Annotated in this window: 17 protein-coding genes; 9 read left to right on the top strand and 8 right to left on the bottom strand. The window is 64.8% G+C overall.

All coding sequences use genetic code 11. The annotated features are described in order from the left end of the window. Positions 1-7: 7 nt before the first annotated feature. From AB4Y82_RS07160 to AB4Y82_RS07130, 7 genes are read right to left on the bottom strand one after another with little or no spacing between them, the layout of a single operon-like run. Positions 8-2,044, bottom strand: coding sequence for a S9 family peptidase (locus AB4Y82_RS07160; protein ID WP_441602168.1), 2,037 nt, complete (start codon positions 2,042-2,044; stop codon positions 8-10). Next, positions 2,041-4,581: a CehA/McbA family metallohydrolase gene (locus AB4Y82_RS07155; protein ID WP_441611194.1), complete on the bottom strand. Its 2,541-nt coding sequence runs from the start codon at positions 4,579-4,581 to the stop codon at positions 2,041-2,043. Before AB4Y82_RS07155 ends, AB4Y82_RS07160 begins: the two co-directional genes overlap by 4 nt. 4 nt (positions 4,582-4,585) lie before the next feature. Further along, entirely contained in the window at positions 4,586-5,929 is a 1,344-nt protein-coding gene (locus AB4Y82_RS07150; protein ID WP_441602444.1) for an acetyl ornithine aminotransferase family protein, read from the bottom strand. A gap of 2 nt (positions 5,930-5,931) precedes the next feature. Beyond that, positions 5,932-6,735, bottom strand: a complete 804-nt coding sequence (locus AB4Y82_RS07145; protein ID WP_441602166.1) for a CoA-transferase subunit beta — start codon at positions 6,733-6,735, stop codon at positions 5,932-5,934. Next, a complete protein-coding gene (locus AB4Y82_RS07140) occupies positions 6,732-7,577 on the bottom strand; it encodes a CoA transferase subunit A (protein ID WP_441602165.1) in 846 nt (281 codons plus the stop codon). The genes AB4Y82_RS07145 and AB4Y82_RS07140 overlap by 4 nt, the downstream gene beginning before the upstream one ends. Before the next feature lie 4 nt (positions 7,578-7,581). Beyond that, positions 7,582-9,165, bottom strand: coding sequence for an aldehyde dehydrogenase family protein (locus AB4Y82_RS07135; RefSeq protein WP_441611193.1), 1,584 nt, complete (start codon positions 9,163-9,165; stop codon positions 7,582-7,584). Between the two features lie 11 nt (positions 9,166-9,176). Then, on the bottom strand, positions 9,177-10,496 hold the full coding sequence (locus AB4Y82_RS07130; protein WP_441602163.1) for an aminotransferase family protein: 1,320 nt from the start codon (positions 10,494-10,496) through the stop codon (positions 9,177-9,179). A 105-nt stretch (positions 10,497-10,601) separates the two neighbouring features. Between AB4Y82_RS07130 and AB4Y82_RS07125 the strand changes: the two genes are divergently transcribed. The 7 genes from AB4Y82_RS07125 (at position 10,602) to AB4Y82_RS07095 (ending at position 19,912) form a co-directional block, all read left to right on the top strand. Further along, positions 10,602-11,420, top strand: coding sequence for an IclR family transcriptional regulator domain-containing protein (locus tag AB4Y82_RS07125; protein ID WP_441602162.1), 819 nt, complete (start codon positions 10,602-10,604; stop codon positions 11,418-11,420). Beyond that, entirely contained in the window at positions 11,413-12,615 is a 1,203-nt protein-coding gene (gene pcaF / locus AB4Y82_RS07120) for a 3-oxoadipyl-CoA thiolase (protein ID WP_441602161.1), read from the top strand. The genes AB4Y82_RS07125 and pcaF overlap by 8 nt, the downstream gene beginning before the upstream one ends. Continuing rightward, positions 12,612-14,003 carry a M20/M25/M40 family metallo-hydrolase gene (locus AB4Y82_RS07115; protein ID WP_441602160.1) on the top strand — a complete coding sequence of 464 codons (1,392 nt, stop codon included), beginning with the start codon at positions 12,612-12,614 and terminating at the stop codon, positions 14,001-14,003. The genes pcaF and AB4Y82_RS07115 overlap by 4 nt, the downstream gene beginning before the upstream one ends. A gap of 64 nt (positions 14,004-14,067) precedes the next feature. Beyond that, positions 14,068-16,092, top strand: a complete 2,025-nt coding sequence (locus AB4Y82_RS07110; protein ID WP_441602443.1) for a tetratricopeptide repeat-containing sulfotransferase family protein — start codon at positions 14,068-14,070, stop codon at positions 16,090-16,092. A gap of 37 nt (positions 16,093-16,129) precedes the next feature. Next, positions 16,130-18,664 (top strand): TonB-dependent receptor, encoded by a 2,535-nt coding sequence (locus tag AB4Y82_RS07105; protein ID WP_441602159.1) that lies wholly within the window; start codon positions 16,130-16,132, stop codon positions 18,662-18,664. 190 nt (positions 18,665-18,854) lie between these two features. After that, positions 18,855-19,268: a response regulator transcription factor gene (locus AB4Y82_RS07100; protein ID WP_441602158.1), complete on the top strand. Its 414-nt coding sequence runs from the start codon at positions 18,855-18,857 to the stop codon at positions 19,266-19,268. A gap of 134 nt (positions 19,269-19,402) precedes the next feature. Next, entirely contained in the window at positions 19,403-19,912 is a 510-nt protein-coding gene (locus AB4Y82_RS07095) for a DUF4199 domain-containing protein (RefSeq protein ID WP_441602157.1), read from the top strand. Positions 19,913-19,957: 45 nt separating this feature from the next. Here AB4Y82_RS07095 and AB4Y82_RS07090 read toward each other — a convergent pair whose 3' ends face one another. Further along, positions 19,958-20,842 carry a LysR family transcriptional regulator gene (locus tag AB4Y82_RS07090; RefSeq protein WP_441602156.1) on the bottom strand — a complete coding sequence of 295 codons (885 nt, stop codon included), beginning with the start codon at positions 20,840-20,842 and terminating at the stop codon, positions 19,958-19,960. A 182-nt stretch (positions 20,843-21,024) separates the two neighbouring features. On the opposite strand from AB4Y82_RS07090, the gene AB4Y82_RS07085 reads away from it, so the two are divergent. Both AB4Y82_RS07085 and AB4Y82_RS07080 read left to right on the top strand, forming a co-directional pair. Next, positions 21,025-21,471, top strand: coding sequence for a DoxX family protein (locus tag AB4Y82_RS07085; protein WP_441602155.1), 447 nt, complete (start codon positions 21,025-21,027; stop codon positions 21,469-21,471). Between the two features lie 43 nt (positions 21,472-21,514). Then, positions 21,515-22,111, top strand: a complete 597-nt coding sequence (locus AB4Y82_RS07080) for an NADPH-dependent F420 reductase (RefSeq protein WP_441602154.1) — start codon at positions 21,515-21,517, stop codon at positions 22,109-22,111. Positions 22,112-22,154: the final 43 nt, after the last annotated feature.

The following is a 22,154-nucleotide window of genomic DNA, read 5'->3' as shown; positions in this document are numbered from 1 at the left end:
GTACTGATCACGGATTCGCGCCCGCCGATTTGAGGAAGCGGTCGTACCAGGCCAGGTTGCGTTCCAGGCGGTCGCGCAGGTAACTGGGTACGGTCAGCCCGTGATGCTGGCCGGGATACATCACCAGTTCGGTCGGCACGCCCAGCGAGCGCAGCGCCTGGTACATCTGCTCGGCGCCGATGCAGGGCACGTTGAAGTCGCGCTCGCCGCACTGGAACATCGTTGGCGTCTTGATCCGGTCCGCGTGGAGGAACGGGTAGCTCGCGCGGTCGTAGGCGTCGCGATTGGCCCAGGGCGTGCCGAGCTCGAGTTCGTACTCGCGTGCGTACTCATCGTCGCCATACATGCCATACATGTTGCCCGAGCCTGCGCCGGCGATGGCGGCCTTGAAGCGCGTATCGCGGGTGATGACTTCGTCGGTGAGAATCGCGCCGTAACTCCAGCCGCCGATGCCCAGGCGGGCGGGATCGGCAACCCCCAGCGCTACGGCGCGATCGACGCCAGCCAGCACATCCTGGGTGTCCTTGTTGCCCCAGTCGGCGTAGATCGCCTTGGCGAATTCAAAGCCGCGGCCCGAGCTGCCGCGCGGATTCACGGCGAGCACCGCGTAGCCATGTGCCGCGTAAACCTGCCAGTCGGGCATGAACTCGTGACTGAACTGGTACACCGGGCCGCCATGGACGCGCACGATGGTCGGATAGCGTCGACCCGGCACATACCCCAGGGGTTTGGTCAGCAGCGCATCCAGAGGAGTCTCATCAGCGCTTTGCAGGTGCAGCGTTTCGGTGGTTGCCAGGTGTTTGCCATCCAGCCACGCGTTGTGATCGTCCAGCAGGCGCAAGTGGTCCTGCTCGACTGCCGACAGTTGCGGGGGGTGCAGGCTATCGCCGCCCAAGACGACTACGCGGCCGTTGTCCGATACGTCCAGGTCGGTATCGAAACGATCCCCGTGGGTCAGTTCGGCGATTTTTCCACTCGACAGATCGACGCGGGACAAGTGGGTGACCTGCGCCTGCTCAATCAAGACATAGACGCTGCGTCCGTCGGGCGACCAGCGCGGCTTGGTAAAGCAGCGATCGATCGGAGCCGGCAGCATGGCCTTGCCGGTGGCGACATCAATAATCGCCAACTGCCAGGGGGCGTAATAGATCCACTTGTCCTCGCCGCTTTGCAGATAGGCGATACGCGTGCTGTCGGGACTCCACGTCGGGCGCGTTTCCCAGTAAGGGTCGAGATCGGCGCCGGAAAACGTGGTGAGCTGTCTTTCTTTGGCGCCGGCACGCGGAGCGATCACATAGATGTCGTAGTTGAGGTGGCGATCGGGATCGGCGCCGCGCCTAGTGACATAAGCGATCAGTTTGCCGTCTGGCGACCAGGCGGGCAGCTGTTCGTCATGTTTTCCGGAGGTGAGCGCGGTGGCGGTCCCGCTGGCGAGGTCCACCAGGTAGAGATGCTTGTGGCGGTTGCCCAGCCAGCCGGTGTCATCGTCCTTGAACTGGAAGCGGTCGGTGGCAATGGGCAGCGGATGCCTGGGTTTCTTGCTGCCCGGCGGATATTCGGGATCGAAGGCGATGGCCGCGAGTTGTTTGCCATCGGGCGAAAGCACGAAGTCCTCGACGCCGCTCGGCAGGTTGGTGACCCGATGCGCTTCGCCACCATCGGCCGGCATCACCCAGACCTGGGTCTTGGTGTCGTCGTCGCTGGCTTCGCCATCGAGCTTGCGGTCGGCAAGGAAGGCGATCAACTTTCCATCGGCGGACCACTGCGGACGACTCTCGCTGCTGTCCGGCGTGTGCGTGAGTTGCACGCGACCGGTGCCGTCATAGCGCACGCGCCACAGGTCCGATTGCGGTTCATCGCGTTCCAGGTTGGCCTTGCTCACGGTGTAGACGATCGACTCGCCGTCGCGCGACAAGGCCGGCTCACTGACATCGGCGATGCGATTGATGTCGGCGGCGTTGAATCGCGTGTCGTCGGCCTGGGCCGCGCCGGGGCAGCACAGCAACACCCACACGACCAACGTCGAGCACACAGTTCGCTTCATCGGGTGCCTCGTGTGGATTCGGTGGTTGCGGTGTTGCCGGCCATGGCGCGATACGCTTCGCGTGCCTGGTTGAGGTAGTCGAGCGTTGCCCGCTTTTCTTCGGCGGTGTTGTAGTCGTCGCGAGCGGACGCCGCTTCGATGGTTCGCGTCAGCCAGTGGGCAAACCATGCGGCGTCGCTGGGTGCACTTGGCGCACGCACGTGATCGCCAAGCCAGACTGGATTGGTAGTGGCGTAGGGGTAGATATCCAGCACCTGCGGATCGCCGCCTTCGTTCCAGGCGCGCAGCAGCAGCCAGCCGCCGTCCAGCTCGATCTCGCCTTCTGCGTCGAACGCATGATGATCGCCGCCGAGCGCGAAGCTTTTCACCACTTTGCCGTTATGCACCAGCTCCAGGTGTTCCACGGCCACCGGCGAGCGCAGGGCGACGCGATAGCGATGTTTGCCTGGCGCAACCGCGTCACCGGGCCTGGCGTCGTCCAGCAGCAGGCCGAGCAGCGGCCCATTGCTGGCGAACCCGTGACCGGCCTTCAAGGCCGCCATGGCGGACGCTGCATCGCGTTTGCCGGCGGTGTCGAGAAACACGCGATTGAGACCCACCGGCCCGCGCAGCGAGGCATAGTTGGCCATCGCATCGGTGCCCGAGCCGGTAGGCAGGTGGAAGCCAAGATTGAGCAGGCGATACCAGACCTGGGCGGTCGCCTTGTGGTCGGAGAAGCCGATCACTTCCATGTAATCCACCTTGCCGTTGATCACGTCTGCCGGCAGTTCGTTGCTCAACACAGCGTCATGCGCTGGATCGGGCAGGGTGTCGAATGGATGCACGTAACCGACCAGGCCGCCCTGCGCATGCGCCAGGTCGGCAATCACGCCGTTGTGCGGATACGGGCTTGCCATCGCCGTATGCCGATAGGCGGAAAAATCCGGCGTGATGTAGTGGTCGCCGAGGTTGAGCAGGCCCAGGTGGCCCCAGAAGCTGGTGTGATATTCCTGGCCGTGCAGTACCAGGCTGTGCGGCAGGCTGGCCGGATCGGCATCGGTGCGGAAGGAGGCGATATCGGGAATGCGTTCTTCCTTGTTGACCACCAGGTCATAGGCGATATCGAGATCTTCGGCACGCGCCTGGCGCGCAAGGTTCGCTGGCGTATTGCGATAGTGGCCGCCGTAATTCATATGGATATGCAGGTCGGCGCTGATCCAGTTGCCGAACGCCGCGGGCAACGCTTGCGGAACGAGCGTGGCGCGCACGGACAGATCGGGGCCTGCCGAAACCTTTATCGTCTTGCGCCAGGGCGCATAGGCAAAACCGTGTTGCACCCAGATCTTCACGGCGCCGACAGGCACGTCCAGCGCACACGGCGGCGCGCAGTGGAAGTAATGGGTTTCGGCCGATTGCAGGGTTCGGTCGAAGCCGTCGTCGGCATGCATCCAGGCATCATCCGGTGCGTAGGCCCGGCCGTCCTGGGCGAGCACGGCGACGCGCGCGGGTGTGCGCTCGCCGTGCTCGTCGACGATGTCGAGCACCAGGCGAATGCGTGGCGTCTTGTATTGACGATGGGCTGGCGTCACCGTGGTCGTGGCGCCGCCGAGTACCGTGATGACGCGCAGGGCGGTGTTGCCGGTTTGGTTGTCGACGTAAACGATGCGCTTGCCGTCGGGGGACCAGCGCGCATTGCGGCGGTCGAAATCACCGAAGGTCAGCGGGAGCGGCGCAGCGCCGGTGCTTGTGGTCAGCCACAGCTGCTGCCACTGCCGACCGTGGTAGCTGGTGTAGAGCAGGCGCTTGCCGTCCGGATTGAGTTCGGGCCGCGCGTTCCAGCTGGTCTCTTCGCTGAGCAGCTTGCTGCGCTTGCCTGGATTGGCCGCCGGCACCGACCACACATCACCCGTGCCCCAGGCGATCTCCGGATTGCTGAGGTAGTAAATCGTCTTGCCGTCCGGCGACCAGGAGGGATTGATGGCGTGGTCGAAGGCCGAGTAGTAGTAACGGTCCAGCGCCGTCTTGCGCTCACCCGGCAGGGCGCGCGCATGGTGCAGGCCGTTCGCATCGATGTCGGCCATGAACAGGTTGAAATGCCCGGTTCCCTGCGTCGACACCCAGGCGATTTGGCGGCCGTCCGGCGACAGGCGCGGCTCGACATTCACCGCGCCGCCTGAGGTCAACGCCTGCTCGCGTCCCGTCGTCAGGTCGAGCCGCCACAGTTCGATGGCGTTGCCGTCGTAGCGGGCGAACACCACGCTGCGGCCATCGCGAGCGACGTCCGGTTGATTGTCGTAGGCGCGCGGGGCGTGGGTCAGCTCGGTCGCCGCATCGCCGTCGATGCGCTGCCGCCATAGCGAGCCGCCCATGCTGTAGATCAGCGCGTCTCCGTCAGGCATGAAGCTGGCGAAGTCCGGCCCCGTGGTGAGCTGCGGCAGGTACAGCTCGCGCCAGTAGTAGTTGTGCGGCAGGTCGACCTGCTTGAGCACGCTCTCGCGCGCCGCCTGCGCCGAACCAGCGCAGGCGAACAGGGCGAACGCGATGGCCGGGCGACGCATCCGGTCAGTGTCCCGCCAGTGCCTGATCGAGACTGGCGCGCAGCAAGACCATGGCCTCGTCGATCTCGCTGGTGCTCACGCTGAGCGGCGGCATGAAACGCACCGTGCTGGTTCCGCAGGAGAGCAGCAGCAATCCGTTGTGGAACGCGCGGGTGACCACGGCGTCGCACAAGGCGCGGGCCGGCGTGCGCTCGGCATCGGCTTCCACCAGTTCCATGCCGATCATCAAGCCCTTGCCGCGCAGTTCGCCGATGCAGGGATAGTCGCGCGCCAGCTCATGCAGGCGTGCCATGAAATGCGCGCCGGTCGCCGCCGCGTTGTCGGCCAGGCCTTCGGAGACCAGGTCGAGCGTGGCATTGGCTGCGGCGCAGGCGAGCGGATTGCCGCCATAGGTGTTGCCGTGCGCGCCGCGCTTCCACTGCGACATGAGCGATTTCTTCGCGACCACCGCGCCGATCGGCAGGCCCGAGCCCAGGCCCTTGGCCAGCGTCATGATGTCCGGCACCACGCCGGTGTGCTCGCAGGCAAACATCTTGCCTGTGCGGCCCACGCCCGATTGCACTTCGTCGAAGATCAGCAGGATGCCGTGCTCGTCGCAGAGCTCGCGCAGGCCGGCCAGGAAGCCCTCGGGCGGCACGATATAGCCGCCTTCGCCCTGGATCGGCTCGACCAGGAACGCGGCGACTTCGGAAGCCGGCACGCTGCGCTCGAACAGCATGCGGATGTAGTCGAGCACGGCCTTGCCCTGATCGGCGCCGGCAAACAGCGGGCGATAGGGATTGGGATACGGCACATGGGTCACGCCCGGCATCGTCGGCGCAAAGCCAAGCTGCTGCGTGTACTTGCTCGAGGTGAACGAGAGCGAGCCCATGGTGCGGCCATGGAAACCGCCAAGGAACCCGATATAGCGCGGCCGGCGGGTCACGTAGCGCGCCAGTTTCAGCGCGCCTTCCACCGCTTCGGTACCGGACTGGCAGAGGAAGCTCATCGCCGCTTCGCCAGCCAGTGTCTGCATCGGCGCCACGCGTGCAAGGCGCTCGCCCAGGCCGAGCATCTGCGCATGCCAGTAGTCGCTGGAAATGTGCAGGAACTGATCCGCGGCCTTCTTCACTGCATCGACCACGCGCGGATGGGCGTGACCGGTGGCGCACACCGCAATGCCTGCGGCGAAATCGAGGAAGCGATTGCCGTCGACGTCCCACACTTCGGTGCCGCGGCCGTGCGACATCGCGAACGGGTAATCGCGCGGATACGAGGGCGAGATCACCTCGGCATCGCGGGCGATCATCGCGGTGGCCTTGGGGCCGGGCAGGGCAGTCTTGATGTGAGCCGGATTGGGCACGGTCATGGTCACGGCAATCCTTCAGCGGGCAGCGGAATATGGACAGGGCGCGCGTGCGCCTCGAGGGTGCGTGCGTTGAGTGCGCGCAAGGTGTTGAGTTCGTGTGCGCTCGGAGCGGCAATCGTGTCCAGCTGTTCGGCGATCCGCAGCGGCCAGCCGATCGCGGCGCGTGCTTCGTCGACGCTCGTGCTGGCGTACAGCGCCACCAGCTGCAGTTCTTCGGACTCGGGGTGCGGCGCGAGCATGCCGATGTCGGTAATCACTGCACGCGGGCCGCCGCCCATCGCTCCTGCGCGTGCCCGCGCGCCATGGCCGTCGAGATAGCCGGCGCTGGTGCGAAAGTCGAGCTGCTCGACGAAGCTGCGCGTGGAGGCCTTCGCCATCACGAACACCTGCTTGGCGTGCAGCGCGATTTCAGGCGCGCCGCCGGCGCCGGGCAGGCGCGTTGTCGGTGCGTCATACGGGCCGATCACGGTGCTGTTGAGGTTGCCGTGGCGATCGATCTGCGCGGCGCCAAGAAACCCTACGTCGACGCGTCCCGCCTGCAGGTAGTAGCTGAAGACTTCGGGGAGCGAGATCACGCAAGCGGCAGTTTCGGCCAATTCGCCGTCACCGATCGACAGGGGCAGCACATCGGGCCGGGTGCCGATGGTGCCCGACTCGTAGATCAGCACGATCCCGGGTGCATGCGTCAGGCGCGCCAGGTTGCAGGCTGCGCTGGGCAGTCCGATGCCAACGAAACAAACGGCGTGGTTGGTCAGCAGGCGCGATGCGGCGATGGTCATCCACTCGTCGCGGGTGCAATCACTCATGATGCCGCCTGCTGCAAACCGGCGAGGAACGACCGATGATCATGGGCGCCGATCACGTTGACGTTCATCCAGGACCTGAAACTGTCGCGTTCACGCGCAATCGCGTCCCAGCGCTGATAGAACGCGTTGTCTCGCGTGTAGTGCCCTTGCGCATACGACGGATACGCGCCACCGGGGCAGTGCACCACCGCGCTCACGATCCAGTGCGGAAGCACGATCGCATTCATCGCCGGCGGCAGTTCCTCGACGATTTCCTCAACGGTGACGATCAGCGTCTGCGCTGCCAGCGCAGCTTCTCGCGCGGCGCCGACGATGCCTTCGATGGCGACATTGCCTTCGCGGTCCGCGCGCTGCGCGTGCAGGATGGTCACGTCGGGATTGATGGCGGGAACGGCGGCCAGCGACTCGCCGGTGAACGGACAGGTGACGTGGCGGATATTCGGATTGCGCGCGGGCAGGTCGGTGCCGACATAGCCGCGCAGCACGCCGAACGGCAGCCGCGAGGCGCCGGCGCAGAACGCCGTGGCCATGCCGGCATGGCTGTGTTCGTCCAGTTCAAGCGCATTGGGCCACTGGTGTTCCACGGCGTCGCGCAGGCGATGCAGCGAACCCACGCCCGGATTGCCGCCCCAGGAAAAGGTGAGCTTGCGCGCGCAGCCCATGCCGATCATCTGGTCGTAGACCAGGTCGGGCGTCATGCGGATCAGGTGCAGATCGCGCCGGCGCTGGCGGATGATCTCGTGGCCCGCCGCAAACGGGATCAGATGAGTAAAGCCTTCGAGCGCGATGCTGGCGCCGTCGGCGACACAGTTCTCGATCGCATCGGCAAGCGAGAGATGCATGGTCTTACTCCACCACCGTGCGCGATTGCTCGCGCAGGTATTGCGCGAGGTAATAGAACGAGGCGATCGCCTTGCCGGTGGAACCCGAGCCCTTCCACCCGCCAAACGGTTGGTAGCCCGGCCACGCGCCGGTGGTGGCGCCTTGCGGGCGATTGGCATAAGTCACGCCCGCTTCGATGTGGTCGTGGAACCATGGCACTTCATCCTCGCTGCCGAAGAAGCCTGCGGTAAGGCCCATGGGCGAGTCGTTGGCCAGGCGCATGGCCTCCTCGCGGTCCTGATAACGGTGCAGCATCAGGATGGGTACGAACATCTCCTGCTGCCACAGCGGATGGGACAGCGGCGCCTCGGCGAGCAGGGGTTCGACGTAGTAACCCTGGGCCAGCGCCGGCTCGGCGGCATGACCTTCGCCCAGCTGCGCGCCGCCACTGATCAGGCGGGCGCCACCGCTGCGCAGCGCGTCGGCGTATTGGCGGTAGTTCGCATAGGCCGCCGCATTGACGACCGGTCCCAGCCAGTGCTCGCGCCGGCGCGGATCGCCGACGCGGATCGCGTCAATCTGCGCCCGCATGCGTTCGATCAGGGCATCGGCAACTTGCTCATGAACGTACAGCCGCGACAACGCCGAACACTTCTGGCCGCCCATGCCAAAGGCCGAGCGCACGATGCCGGAAGCGGCACGATTCAGGTCGGCATGCTCGGTGACGATGCACGGGTTCTTGCCGCCCATCTCGGCGATGCAAGGGCGCGGATAGTCGCCGCCCGTCATCTGCTGCATCAGCTGCCGGCCCACGGGTACCGAACCGGTGAAGGTGATGCCCGCCGTATGCGGATGGCGCACCAGCGCCTCGCCCACTTCGCGTCCCGCACCGGAGAGATAGTTGAAGACGCCGGGCGGCAGTCCCGCGTCGCGAATGCAGTCGGCCAGCAGGCGTCCGGCCCATGGCGTATCACTGGCGCCCTTGAGCACCACCGTGTTGCCGGTCACCAGTGCAGCGGCCGCGGGGCCACCTGCCAGGGCGAGCGGAAAATTGAACGGCGCGATCACCACCCATACGCCGTACGGCCGCATCACGCTGGCGTTGTGCGACGCCACGCCATCCATCGGATCATCGGGCAGCACATTCGTGTAACCGGCATGGCTTTCGAAATCGTCGGCGTAGTGACGGAAGAAGTCGACCGTTTCCTGCGCCTCGCCCAGCGCCTCCATGCGGTTCTTGCCCACTTCGAGGGTGAGTGCGGCCGCGATGTCATAGACGCGCTCCTCCATGATCTCGCCCACGCGGCGGATCAACCTCGCGCGCTCGGCCACCGGCGTGGCGCGCCACGCCGGGTACGCAGCGCGCGCTGCAGACATGGCGGCATGAGCATCGGAGGCGTCGGCCAGGGCGAACGAGCCCAGTCGCAACGCGTGATCGAACGGCGCGTGGCGTTCCACATAATGGGCGGCGTCGCAGTCGGCGCCGTCGATGAACAGTGGGTGGCGCGCACCGGCCTTCGCCTCGACGCGTGTCATGGCTGCCTCGAAGCGCTCGTGCATCGCCTCCGGCGGGTTGTACATGGTCGCGTAGGTGAGGCGGAAGCTCATGGGTGTTTCCTCTAGAGTGCCGAAGGAAAAAAGCGCGTCAGCAGCCGATCGAGCAGGGCCAGTGCATCAGCCAGGTCCTGCTCGGCGATCACCAGGGGCGGCGCCAGCAGGATCAGGTTGCCGCGGCAGGCGAACGACGCGCCCTCGCTCATCGCTGCATCGACCAGCGCATGGAGTGCATCCGGTGTTTTCGGCCAGGGCGACAACGGTTCGCGGGTCGCCCGGTCAGCCACCAGCTCGATCACCGCGAACAGGCCGTGGCCGCCGCGCACATCGCCGATGACGGTGTGGCGCGATTGCATGGCCTGCAGCTCGTTGAACATGCGCAGGCCCAGCGTGCGCGAGCGTTCGATCAGGTTCTCCTGCTCGTAGGCGCGCAAGGCCGCAAGACCCGCCGCGCACGACAGCGGGTGACCGCAATAGGTCAGCCCGGTATAGAGCATCTGATGTTCGAGGCGCGCTGAAATTTCTGCCGACAGCACCACGGCGCCCAGCGGCAAGTGCGCGCCGGTCAGGCCCTTGGCCAGGGTCATCAGGTCCGGCTTGCCCTCATCGCCGTAGCGCTGCCAGGCAAACCATTCGCCGCAGCGGCCAAAGCCGCTCATGACTTCATCGGCGATCAAGGCCACCTGGCGCGCCTGGGTCGCTGCGCGTAAGCCGGGCCAGTAATTGTCGGGAGCGACGATGCCATTGGTGCCCGCGTTGGGCTCCATCATCACGGCGGCTACATTCGTTGCATCGAGATCGTCGATGGCTGCCGCCACAGCTTGCACGGCCAGCTCGCCGCAGGTCGGCGCATCGTAGCTGCCGAATGCGCCGTGATAGGCATACGGCGGCGGCACATGCAGCACACCGAAGGATGCGGGATCAACCTGGGCCCGCGTGCGTGCATCGCCGGACAGCGCCATGCAGGCATAGCTGGCGCCGTGATAGGAGCGATCGCGCGTCACGATCACGCCGTACGATTTGCTGCTTGCCTGGCGCGCGAATTTCACCGCGTTCTCGTTGGCGTCCGCGCCGGCCAGGGTGAAGAACACGCGGCCGCCTTCGAAGCCGGCCTTTTCCACGATCGCCTCAGCCAGTTCTGCACGCGGCTGCGCGCCCCAGGCCGAAGTGACGAAGCACAGCTGCTCGGCTTGTCGACGGATCGCCTCGACGACGGCGGGATGTTGATGGCCCAGGTTGCTGCACTCGGCCAGGCTGCTCATGTCGAGAATGCGGCGGCCGTCGGCCAGCACCAGGTGCGCGCCGCTGCCGCCAACCACGGTCGGCGCCTGCCATTGTGACTGCACGCACCAGCTGTGCAGGACGCTGTCGTGTTCGCTTGCCAAGCCTCTCCCCCCGGATATCGCTTGTTCGATTACCGAACGTAAATTCGTATTGCGAACTCATTGGAATCCTTCTACGCTCGAGCTGTCAATGGACACTTGCGACCTATGGCAGCGGAACCGTTCGAGGACAGTGCTGACTACGTGCAATCGCTGGCCCGCGGCCTGCAAGTGCTGCGCGCCTTCAGTCACGACATGGCCAGTCCAAGTCTTTCCCAGGTGGCCGAACGCGCCGGTTTGTCGCGCGCAGTAGCGCGCCGCCTGCTGCTGACGCTGCAGCATCTGGGCTATGTGGGCAGTCGTGGCCGCAGCTTCTTTTTGTTGCCCCGTGTGCTGGAGCTGGGCTACAGCTACCTGTCATCGCTGGACCTGACCGAGCTGGCGCAAGAAACGCTGGCCTTGCTGTCGGAGCGGGTAGGCGAATCCTGTTCGCTGGCCGTGCTGGATGGCAGCGACATCGTCTATGTGCTGCGCGTGCCGGTGCGGCGCGTGATGAGCGTCGCGCTGGGTGTCGGCGCGCGCTTGCCGGCTTACGCCACCTCGCTGGGGCGTGTCGTACTGGCCGACCTGCCAGACGCCGAGCTGACGGTCTGGATGCGCGAGCAGAAGTTCCAGGCGATCACGCCCTATACCTTGCACACCATGACGGCGCTCAAGGCCGAGATAAAGCGCGTACGCGAACAGGGTTATTCGATCGTGGCACGCGAGCTGGAGCTGGGCCTGTGTTCGATCGCCGTGCCAATTCACGCTGCCGACGGCCGCGTGGTGGCCGCGCTGAACGTGGGCATGCCCTATAGCGACAACACGCCCGCGCGTGCGGTGAAAATGATCCTGCCCGCCTTGCAGGATGCCCAGCGCTCGGTCGAATACGCCATCCAGCGCGGCAACTGGCAACCGCATATGGCACTGACGAGGGCCTATGCATAGCGCTTTTCTGGTCGACGCGACCCGCACGCCGTTTGGACGGCATGGCGGCGCGTTGTCCAGCGTGCGTGCCGACGACCTGGCGGCCTTGCCCATCGCGGCCTTGATGGCGCGTCACGCCAGACTGGATTGGGCGGCAGTGGACGAAGTGATCCTGGGCTGCGCCAATCAATCGGGCGAGGACAACCGCAACGTCGCGCGCATGGCCTCGCTGTTGAGCGGACTGCCCGCAAGCGTGCCCGCCGTCACGGTGAACCGCCTGTGTGCATCGGGACTGGAAGCGATCGGTCAGGCCGCAAGGGCGATTGCCGGCGGTGAGGCCGAGCTGATCATCGCCGGTGGCGTGGAAAGCATGTCGCGCGCGCCCTACGTGATGGCCAAGGCCCAGGGTGCATTGGCCCGCGACCAGCAGCTCGAAGACACCACGCTGGGCTGGCGTCTGGTCAATCCACGCATGCGGGAAAGCCACGGCGTCGATTCCATGACGCAGACGGCGGAGAACCTCGCGCGCGAACATGGCATCGATCGCGCCGATCAGGATGCCTACGCGTGGCGCAGCCAGCAGCGCGCGGAACAGGCGCGGCAACAGGGTTGGCTCGCCGAAGAAATCACCGCGGTCGAAACGACATCCGGCAAGCAGGCCGTCACCGTCGATGCCGACGAGCAACCGCGCCCCGGCTCGACCTGCGAACAGCTGGCCGCACTCAAGCCCTTGCTTGGCACGGGCACCAGCATCACGGCCGGCAATGCTTCCGGTCTCAACGATGGCGCCGCGGCCGTTCTGCTCGCCTCCGAACAAGCCGTGCGCAAGTACGGCCTCGATCCGCTCGCGCGCATCACCGGCATGGCGTCGGCCGGCGTGGAGCCGCGCGTGATGGGCATGGGTCCGGTGCCGGCGATCAACAAGCTGCTTGCGCGTTCCGGCCTGGCCTTGTCCGACTTCGATCGCATCGAGATCAATGAAGCGTTCGCGGCGCAGGTGCTGGCATGTGCGCGTGCACTCGGCCTGGCTGACGATGCGGCACAGCTCAATGCGAACGGCGGCGCCATCGCGCTGGGTCATCCGCTAGGAGCCAGCGGCGCGCGCCTGGCGATGAGCGCTGCGCTTGCCTTGCGTCGCCACGACCAGCGCCGTGCACTGGTCAGTCTTTGCGTGGGCGTGGGCCAGGGCTTGGCCCTCGCGATGGAGCGGGCATGAATCGTGTTTTGACCAGCGCAGTGTTCGCAGCACTCAGCTTGCCTGCCATGGGCAGGGCGGGCGATACCGCAGTCGACGCGCAGAACGCTTTGGGCCGAGAGCTGCTCAACGAGCTGATCACTACCGACACCACCTCCGAGCACGGCAGCACCACGGTGGCGGCAGATCGCCTGGCCAAGCGCTTCATCGCCGCGGGGTTTGCACCGGTGGATGTGCAAGTCGTGGGCGACGATCCCAAGCGACGCAATCTGGTAGTGCGCCTGCATGGCCGCGGCGAGCGCGAGCCGGTCCTGCTGCTCGCCCATCTCGACGTGGTCGAAGCACGACGCGAAGACTGGCACGTCGACCCTTTCGCACTGACCGAGCGCGACGGTTATTTCTACGGCCGCGGGACGATGGACATCAAGGGCGGCGGGGCAGGGTTGGTCACCGCCTTGCTGCGCCTGCACCGCGAAGGCTACAAGCCCAAGGGCGACTACGTCCTCGCGCTGACCGCTGGCGAAGAGGATGGCGTATCCAATGGCGTGCAATGGCTGCTGGCCCATCGGCCGGAGCTGATCCGTTCGGCCTATTCGATCAATGTCGATGGCGCAGGCCCGGAGATCCGCGGCGGCAAGCCAGCGGTGCTTTCGGTCGAGACGGCCGAGAAGGTCTTCCTCAGCTACACGCTTACCGTACGCAATCCCGGCGGCCATAGCTCGCTGCCCACCTCCGACAATGCGATCTATCGGCTCGCCAAAGGGCTGGACCGCCTTTCGTCGCTGCAGTTTCCGTTGCGCACCAACTCCGCCACGCGTGGCTATTACACCGAACTGGCGAGCTTCTACTCGGGCAAGACCGCCGCCGATATGCGGGCGGTCGGCATGCAGCCCTCCGATCCGGCGGCGCTGATCCGGCTTGCGGCGTCCTCGCCTTATAACAACGCACAGCTACGCAGCACCTGCGTGCCCACCTTGCTGCAAGGCGGCCATGCGGAGAACGCGTTGCCGCAGATGGCCCGCGCCACCATCAACTGTCGCCTGCTGCCGGACGAGGATCCGGACCAGGTCGACGTCATGCTTAAAAATGCCGTGGCAGATAACGGCATCGACATCAGCCGCGTCGCAGCACCTCAGCCCAGTCCGCCCAGTCCGGTGGACGCGGCGTTGTTTGCGCAGATCGCAAGCGTGGCGAAATCGCTGTGGGGTACGGTGCCGGTGTCGCCGATGATGTCGGCCGGCGCTTCCGATAGTGTATTTCTGCGCGCAGCGGGCATGCCGTCGTATGTGTTCAACGGCTTGCCTTATGACGTGGACGATGACCGCTCGCACGGACAGGACGAACGCATTCTGGTCAATTCCTACACTCAGTCGTTAGAGTTCAACTATCGGTTGCTCAAGGACCTATGAGAAGCGTCTGCCGCCTTATGCCGACCGCCATCACCCTGTCCATGCTGCCATGGACGCGCGCACGATGACGGCGCGCGACGCCAGCGGCACCCTGGAGCAGGCGCTGGCGCACGCTGCGCGCCTGCTGGAGAGCCACCCGTCGATGGCCGCCGAGCAGGCGACCGAAATCCTCAAAGTCGTCGAGAACCAGCCGGTGGCCATGCGCCTGCTCGCAGGGGCGCGCGCGGCGCAAGGCGACATGCAGGGCGCCATCGACGTGCTTCAGGAGCTGGTGCGCACGCAGCCCAATTGGGCGTACGCGCAGCTCGACCTGGGCATTGCCCTGGGTCGTAGCGGGCAGGGACAGGAGGCCATGACGGCACTGCGCCTGGCGACGGTGTTGAAGCCCGAGCTGCCGCAAGCGTGGCGTGCGCTGGGCGATGTCCTGATGGCCGCTGGCGAGCACGCGCAGGCCGATGCGGCTTACGCCCAGCACGTGCGCTGCTCGACGCGTGATCCGCGCTTGCTGTCGGCCGCCACCGCCCTGGTTGAAAACCGTATACCGGATGCCGAGGCGCTGTTGCGCGAACATCTGAAACAGGCGCCGACCGATGTGGCAGCGATCCGCATGCTCGCGGAAGTCGCCGCGCGCCTGGGGCGGCTCGAAGACGCGCAGCATCTGCTCGCGCGTTGCCTGGAACTGGCGCCCAGTTTTCATGCGGCGCGCCAGAACTACGCGCTGGTGCTGCATCGGGGCAACCAGCCGGAGCGCGCGCTGGCAGAAGTCGAACAGCTGCTCGGCGTTGAGCCGAACAATCTCGGTCACCTCAACCTGAAGGCGGCGGTGCTGTGCCGCATCGGCGATTACGAGCCGGCCATCGGCATCTATGGCGACCTGGTGGCGCGCGATCCGCGTCATCCCAGCGTGTGGATGAGCTACGGCCATGCACTGAAGACGGCAGGGCACACCGCGCGCGCCATCGAAGCCTATCGTCGCGGCGTGGCGCTGCAGCCTTCGTTTGGCGAAATCTGGTGGAGCCTGGCCAACCTCAAGACCTTCCGCTTCAGCGCCGACGATCTTGCCGTCATGCGCCGGCAGCTGGCACGCGCCGACCTTGGCGAAGACGATCGCCTGCACCTGGAATTTGCCATCGGCAAGGCGTTGGAGGACGGCGGCGAGTACGAGGCGTCGTTCAGTCATTACGCGCAAGGCAACGCGATACGGCACGCACAGCTCAACTACCGCGCCGATGAAACCGCAGCGCGCGTCGAGCACATCCGCGAACGCTACACCAGCGAGTTCTTTGCCGCGCGCGCCGGCTGCGGCCATGCGTCCGGCGATCCGATCTTCATCGTCGGCCTTCCGCGCGCCGGCTCCACCCTGATCGAGCAGATCCTTTCCAGCCACAGCATGGTGGAGGGCACCATGGAGCTGCCGGAAGTCACCTCGATCACCCGCAGCCTGCGCGAGCAGGCGCACGCCGCCAGTGAAATGCCGTACCACGAAACGCTCGCGGCGCTCGATGCGAACGCGCTGCACGAACTGGGCGAACGCTATCTCGAACACACGCGCATCCAGCGCAAGACGTCGGCGCCGCTGTTCATCGACAAGATGCCCAACAACTTCATGCATATCGGCCTGATCCACCTGATGCTGCCGAATGCGAAGATCATCGATGCGCGCCGGCATCCCCTGGCCTGTTGTTTCTCGGGCTTCAAACAGCACTTTGCGCGCGGACAGAGCTTCAGCTACAGCCTTGAGGACCTGGGTCGCTACTACCGCGACTACGTGGCGCTGATGTCGCATTTCGACCGGGTGCTGCCCGGGCGCATCCATCGCGTCATCTATGAACACATGGTCGAGGACACCGAAGGGGAGGTTCGGCGTCTGCTCGACCATTGTGGCCTGCCGTTCGAGGAATCGTGTCTGCGCTTCTTCCAGAACGAGCGGCCGGTGCGTACGGCCAGTTCGGAGCAGGTGCGTCGGCCGATCTACCGCGAAGGCGTGGATCACTGGCGGCATTACGCCCCATGGCTGGAACCGCTGGAACAGGCGTTGGGACCGGTGCTCGGGTGTTATCCCGAGCCGCCGGCATGGGGAGTCCTATAGCAAGTAGATCGTCGTCACTACCGGGGAGGGTAAGTCGATGCATAGGGTCAGGCCGAGACAGCCAATACGAACAGAGAGGGTGCGACTAGCCCGGTTGCCGCTTGCCGCGGCGATCTGCCTTGCCGTAGCGCCATCCGTGTTTGCGCAAGACAACAGCCAGCAGAATCAAAACCCGAACCAGAGTCCCGCCGCGGCGCCCGCCGCTCCAGCCAAACCCAAGACGCTGGGCACGGTGACGGTGACCGCACAGAAGCGCGAGGAAAATCTGCAGAAGGTACCCATCAGCATCGACGTGCTGGGCGGAGAGCAGCTGCAGGAACTGCACGTCAAGAGTTTCGACGACTACGTGAAGTACCTGCCCAGCGTTTCGTATCAAACCTTCGGACCGGGTTTTGCGCTGATCTATATGCGTGGCGTGGCCAGCGGCGGCGACGGCAACCACTCCGGCTCCTTGCCAAGCGTGGGCGTCTATCTCGACGAACAGCCGGTCACCACGATCCAGGGGCCGCTCGATATCCATATGTACGATATCGCGCGCGTCGAATCGCTGTCGGGTCCGCAGGGCACGCTTTACGGTGCCAGCGCGGAAGCGGGTGCGTTGCGCATCATCACCAACAAGCCCGACCCGAGTGCCTTTGCCGCCAGCTACAGCGTCGGCATGGACTCGGTCGATCATGGCGGCATCGGCTACGAGGCCGACGGCATGGTCAACATCCCGCTGTCGCCGAGCACGGCGATCCGCCTGGTGGGCTGGCACGAGCACGATGCGGGCTACATTGACAACGTCGTTGGCGAGCGCACGTTTCCCACGTCCGGCATCACCGTCAGCAATGCCAAGGGTTGCTCGACGCCGGAGCTGGTCTGTACCGGCGCTGCCAAGAAGAACTACAACGACGTCGACACCAGCGGCGCGCGTGCGGCGTTGAAGATCAACCTCAACGACGAGTGGTCGATCAGCCCGACGCTGATGGGGCAGCAGACGATCGCCAACGGCAACGTGGCCTCCGATCCGCAGGTGGGCAGCCTGGCGCTCACGCACTTCTATCCGGAAAAGACCAATGACCGCTGGATCCAGGCGGCGTTGACGGTGGAAGGCAAGATCGGCAACTTCGACCTGACCTATGCCTATGGCCGCCTCAAGCGCAACCAGGAAGAGTACAGCGACTACAGCGACTACTCGTTCTGGTACGACACCCTGGCCGGCTATGGCGCCTACATCTACGACAACAGCGGCAAGCTGATCAATCCGTCGCAGTTCATCCAGGGCAAGGACCACTACACGATGAACAGCCACGAGCTGCGCATCGCCTCGCCCAAGGAGGATCGCCTGCGCGTGGTGGGCGGCCTGTTCTGGGAAAAGCAGGTGCACGACATCGAACAGGCCTACATGATCAATGGCCTGGCCGATTCGCTGGCGGTGCCGGGCTGGCCCAATACGCTGTGGCTGACCGAGCAGCAACGCAATGACCGCGACAAGGCGGTGTTCGGCGAGGTGTCCTACGACTTCATACCCGAGACCTTGACCGGCACGATCGGTGGCCGCTACTTCAAGACGGACAACAGCTTGCAAGGCTTCTACGGCTTCAGTTCCGGCTACTCACCCTCATCGAGCTATGGTGAAGCCGGCTGCGTGACGCAGGAGCCGTATCACGGCGCGCCTTGTTCGGACTTCTTCAAGAGCACCAACGAATCGGGCTCGCTCGGCAAGGCCAACCTGACCTGGCAGATCACGCCCGAGCAGATGATTTACGGCACCTGGTCGGAAGGCTTCCGTCCCGGCGGCATCAATCGCCGAGGCAGCCTGCCGCCGTACAAGTCGGACTATCTGACGAACTACGAATTGGGCTGGAAGACGACCTGGTTCGACAACCGTCTGTCGTTCAACGGCGCGGTGTTCCGCGAAAAGTGGAAGGACTTCCAGTTCAGCATCCTGGGCGCCAACGGTCTGACCGAAATCAAGAACGCAGGCCAGGCCCAGATCGATGGCCTGGAGTCTGACCTGAACTGGGCGGCCACCTATAACCTCACCATCGGCATGGGCATCGCCCTGTACAACGCCAAGTTGACGGAAAACTACTGCGGCTTCACCGACACCAGCGGCACGCCGATCACCTACTGCCCCGCGGGTACCGTCAATCCGCTCACGGGTGACACAGTGACCGGGCCGCAGGCGCCCAAGGGCACGCAGTTGCCGGTGACGCCGAAGTTCAAGGGCAATTTGATTGCGCGTTATGCCTTCGACGTTGCCGGCATGGAGGCCTTCGTGCAGGGAGCTGTGGTGCACGTGGGCGAGCGCACCTCAGATCTGCGCATCCTGGAACGAGGCCTGGTGGGCAATCTGCCTGCGTACACGACGGTGGACTTTACCGCCGGCATCAAGAAGCACGGTCTGTCGCTGGATATCTACATCAACAACATGTTCGACAAACGGGGGCAACTGTACCGCTACACCGAATGCGCGGAGGCCGTCTGCGCCGCCCACGACGTGGTGCCGGCGTACCCCAATGGCCAGGTCTATACCGTCATGACGCCACCGCGCACGATCGGCATACGGCTGAGCCAGGAGTTCTAGTTCGACGCCGCCGTGCCGAGGACGGCAAGGCGCGGTGCGGGTTTGGCTCAAGTCATCCGATGTTGCGTTTCCCTAGCCGGGCCCTCGGGCCCGGCCTTTTTTTGTGACGATGCGGCAGCCCTTCGGCAAGCACCAGAAACCCCGGCCAGCGTTAAGATCCGACTCCAAGGGGAAAGTGGAGGCGGCGGTGATGTGGAAGCGGGTGGTCGGCTACGGGGCGCTGCTGGCGGCAGGTACCGTTGCCCTGCAGTGGCTCGACTACCAGCGCCTGGCGCGGATGCATTCGGGCGATATCTATCTGTTCCTGGTCGCGGCGGCCTTCCTGGTGCTTGGCATCTTCCTGGGCGTGCGGGTCTTTGCGACGCCGGCGGCCCCCGACTTTGACGGCAACCCGAAGGCGCAGGCGGCGCTGGGTCTTAGCGGGCGTGAGCTGGAAGTGCTGCATGAACTTGCCGCCGGCCATTCCAACAAGGAGATCGCCGCGCGCCTTCATGTGTCGCCGAACACGGTCAAGACGCACGTCGCCAGGCTGTTCGAGAAACTGGGCGCGAAGCGGCGTACCGAGGCGATCCGCCGGGCACGCGAGCTGGGTATCGTGCCCTGACGCTTTGTTATTTCGGATGAAATCGTCCAAATCACCCATTCGGGCGATTGCCGGCCGGCTCCCGAATGCAGTCAATAGCGACACCATTCATCACCGGGGAGCACACCTTGTTACGGACCATCCTTAAGTACGGCGTGATCGCCGGCGTGATCGTCGGCGGCTTCGAATTCGTCACCTTCATCGCGTTCTCCGGCATGCCGCCCATGAGGTACGGCATGCTGATCGGCTACACGACGATGCTGATCGCCCTGAGCGCAGTGTTCGTCGGGATCAAGCGGCATCGTGACGTGGACCGGGGCGGGGTGATCGGCTTCTGGCCGGCACTCGGCGTCGGCCTGGGCATCAGCTTCATCGCCGGCATCTTCTACGTGATCGCTTGGGAAGGGGTACAGGCGATGACCCATATGGATTTCGCCACGTCCTATGCGCAGGCGATCATCGCCAGCGAAAAGGCCAAGGGCGCCAGCGCCGAGGCACTGGCCAAGCTGAGCGCGGACATGGAGGCCTTCAAGATCCAGTACGCGAACCCGATGTACCGCCTGCCGATGACCTTCGTGGAAATCTTCCCGGTCGGCGTTCTGGTGTCGCTGATCTCGGCGGGATTGCTGCGCAACAGCCGGTTCTTGCCGGTGCGGCGGAGTTGATGCGCTTTCGGGCGCTCAGGGTTGTGCTGCTGACGAGCCTGGCCGTCAGCAGCGCAACTGCGAGATGAAGGCACGTCCGGTGGGGCCGGGAAGGGCGTCCTTGCGATAGACGATATGCATGGGGAGAAACGTGTCTTTGGCGATTCCCTCCACCTTGATCCTGACCAGGTTGCCGGCGTCCAGATCTTTCTTGACCATGTGCAGGGGCATATGCCCCCAACCCAGGCCGGCATTCAAGAACGCGTGCTTCGCACCCAGGTCGGCCAGGCGCCAGGTGAGTGGCGAGAGCACGCCGAAGCTCCGGCCATCCGATAGCGGCGTGCGATCGGTCAGCACCAGCTGGATCTGTTTCTCGATGAGCTTCTTGCTGATGCTGCCCTTGTGCCTGGCCAGCGGATGCGATGGCGAGACCACCGTGATAAAGGGCAGGTCGATCAGCGGCTCCGAGGCCAGCTCATCGGGTATCACCGGCAGCGAGCCCACGATGCCAATGCGGCACGTGCCATCCATCACGGGGCGGATCACTCCGCCCAGTGCTTCCACGTAGACACGCAACGGCGTGTTGGGGAAAAACTCGCGGCAATAGCCGGCAGCGCGGGTGAGCCCATCCATCGGATACATCACGTCGACCGCGACGGAAAGCTCGGGCTCCAACCCTTCCTTCATCGAGCGAGCGCGCGCCTTGAAGCCGTCCATTTGATCGGCCACGCCGCGCGCCTCGGTGAGTAGTGCCGCGCCCGCTTCGGTGAGTTTGGGATAACGCTCGCTGCGATCGAACAGCGTGACGCCCAATTGCGCCTCGAGATTGAGCAGGGTCTGGCTCACCACCGATTGCGCGCGCCGCAACTTTCGCCCGGCCGCCGAAAAACTGCCTTCCTCGGCAGCGGCAATGAAGGTGCGCAGCTGGTCCAGTGTGACGGCGTCGAGCATATATCGTCCAGAACGATAGTTTGCATCGAAATATATAGGCTATTCAGATGCATGGGCAAGGCCTAGCCTTTGTCCATCGCAGACGAGGTCGCATGAAGGCTGTCACTCCCCGCCTGGCGCCATCCGAACCGACCACCCAGCCGGTGGCCAATCAAGCAACCCACTTAACGAGAGACATCACCATGAACACTCAAGTTGAAACTGCTCGCTACGCCTCATCGATAGGCAACACGCAAGACACCGCTGTCTTCACGATCAAGAGCAGCGCTGAACTGCTCGGCCGCGTACTGATCGTGGCTCTGTTCCTGCTTTCCGGCATCGGCAAGATGGGTGCCTACGCGGCCACCGCGGGCTATATGGCTTCGGTTGGCGTGCCCGGCGCCGTGCTTCCGCTGGTGATCGCCACCGAAGTTCTCGGTTCGCTGGCCATCATCCTCGGCTGGAAGACCCGCATCGTGTCGGTGCTGATGGCCGGTTTCACCGTGCTCACGGCCATCCTGTTCCACAACCACCTCGCCGATCAGATCCAGATGATCATGTTCATGAAGAACGTGTCGATTGCCGGCGCCTTCCTGCTGCTGGCCGTCCATGGCGCAGGCCCGATCAGTCTTGACAGCAAGTCGCGCTGATACCTCGCCTCCATCCCAGTTATCGTCCACCAGGAGATATCTCATGAGCTACGCCATCATCGGATCAGGCGCCATCGGCGGCGCCCTCGCCAAACAGTTTGCCCGCAACAAGATTCCGGCCGTCATCAGCAATCGCCGCGGACCGGCTTCGCTGGAAGAGGAAGTGAAAGCCTTCGCTCCTTCGGTAAGCACGAAGGAAACGGGCGAGGCATTGAACGCGGAAGTCATCATCCTCGCAGTCCCGTTCGGGGCAGTGGAGGAAGTGGCGAAGTTGCGCAGCGACTGGACCGGAAAGATCGTGGTCGACGCCACCAATGCCATCGAGTTTCCTGCGTTCAAACCGCTGGACCTTGGCGGCAAGCCCTCCAGCCAGGTCGTGGCGACGAAGTTCAAGGGCGCCAAGGTGGTCAAGGCCTTCAATACACTGCCGGCCGCCGTGCTCGCCGACGAGCCGCGCGTGGGCGACGGCCATCGCACCCTCTTCGTCTCAGGCAATCATGCGGACGCCAACGAACAGGTCGCCGCGCTGGTCACCACACTTGGCTTCAGCCCGATCACCCTGGGCCGTCTCGAAGAGGGTGGTCTGCTGCAACAGTTCGGCGGCCCGCTGGCGGTGCATAGCCTGATCAAGCAGCGCTAAGAAAGCCTCCGCGCAGCATGCCAACGCAAGCCCATTCAGCCGC

It is taken from the genome of Dyella sp. 2YAF14 (genome assembly GCF_052114725.1).
GTDB lineage: Bacteria > Pseudomonadota > Gammaproteobacteria > Xanthomonadales > Rhodanobacteraceae > Dyella.
Note: the sequence above shows the minus strand (reverse complement) of the source record. Positions and strands in the feature narration are given on the sequence as shown.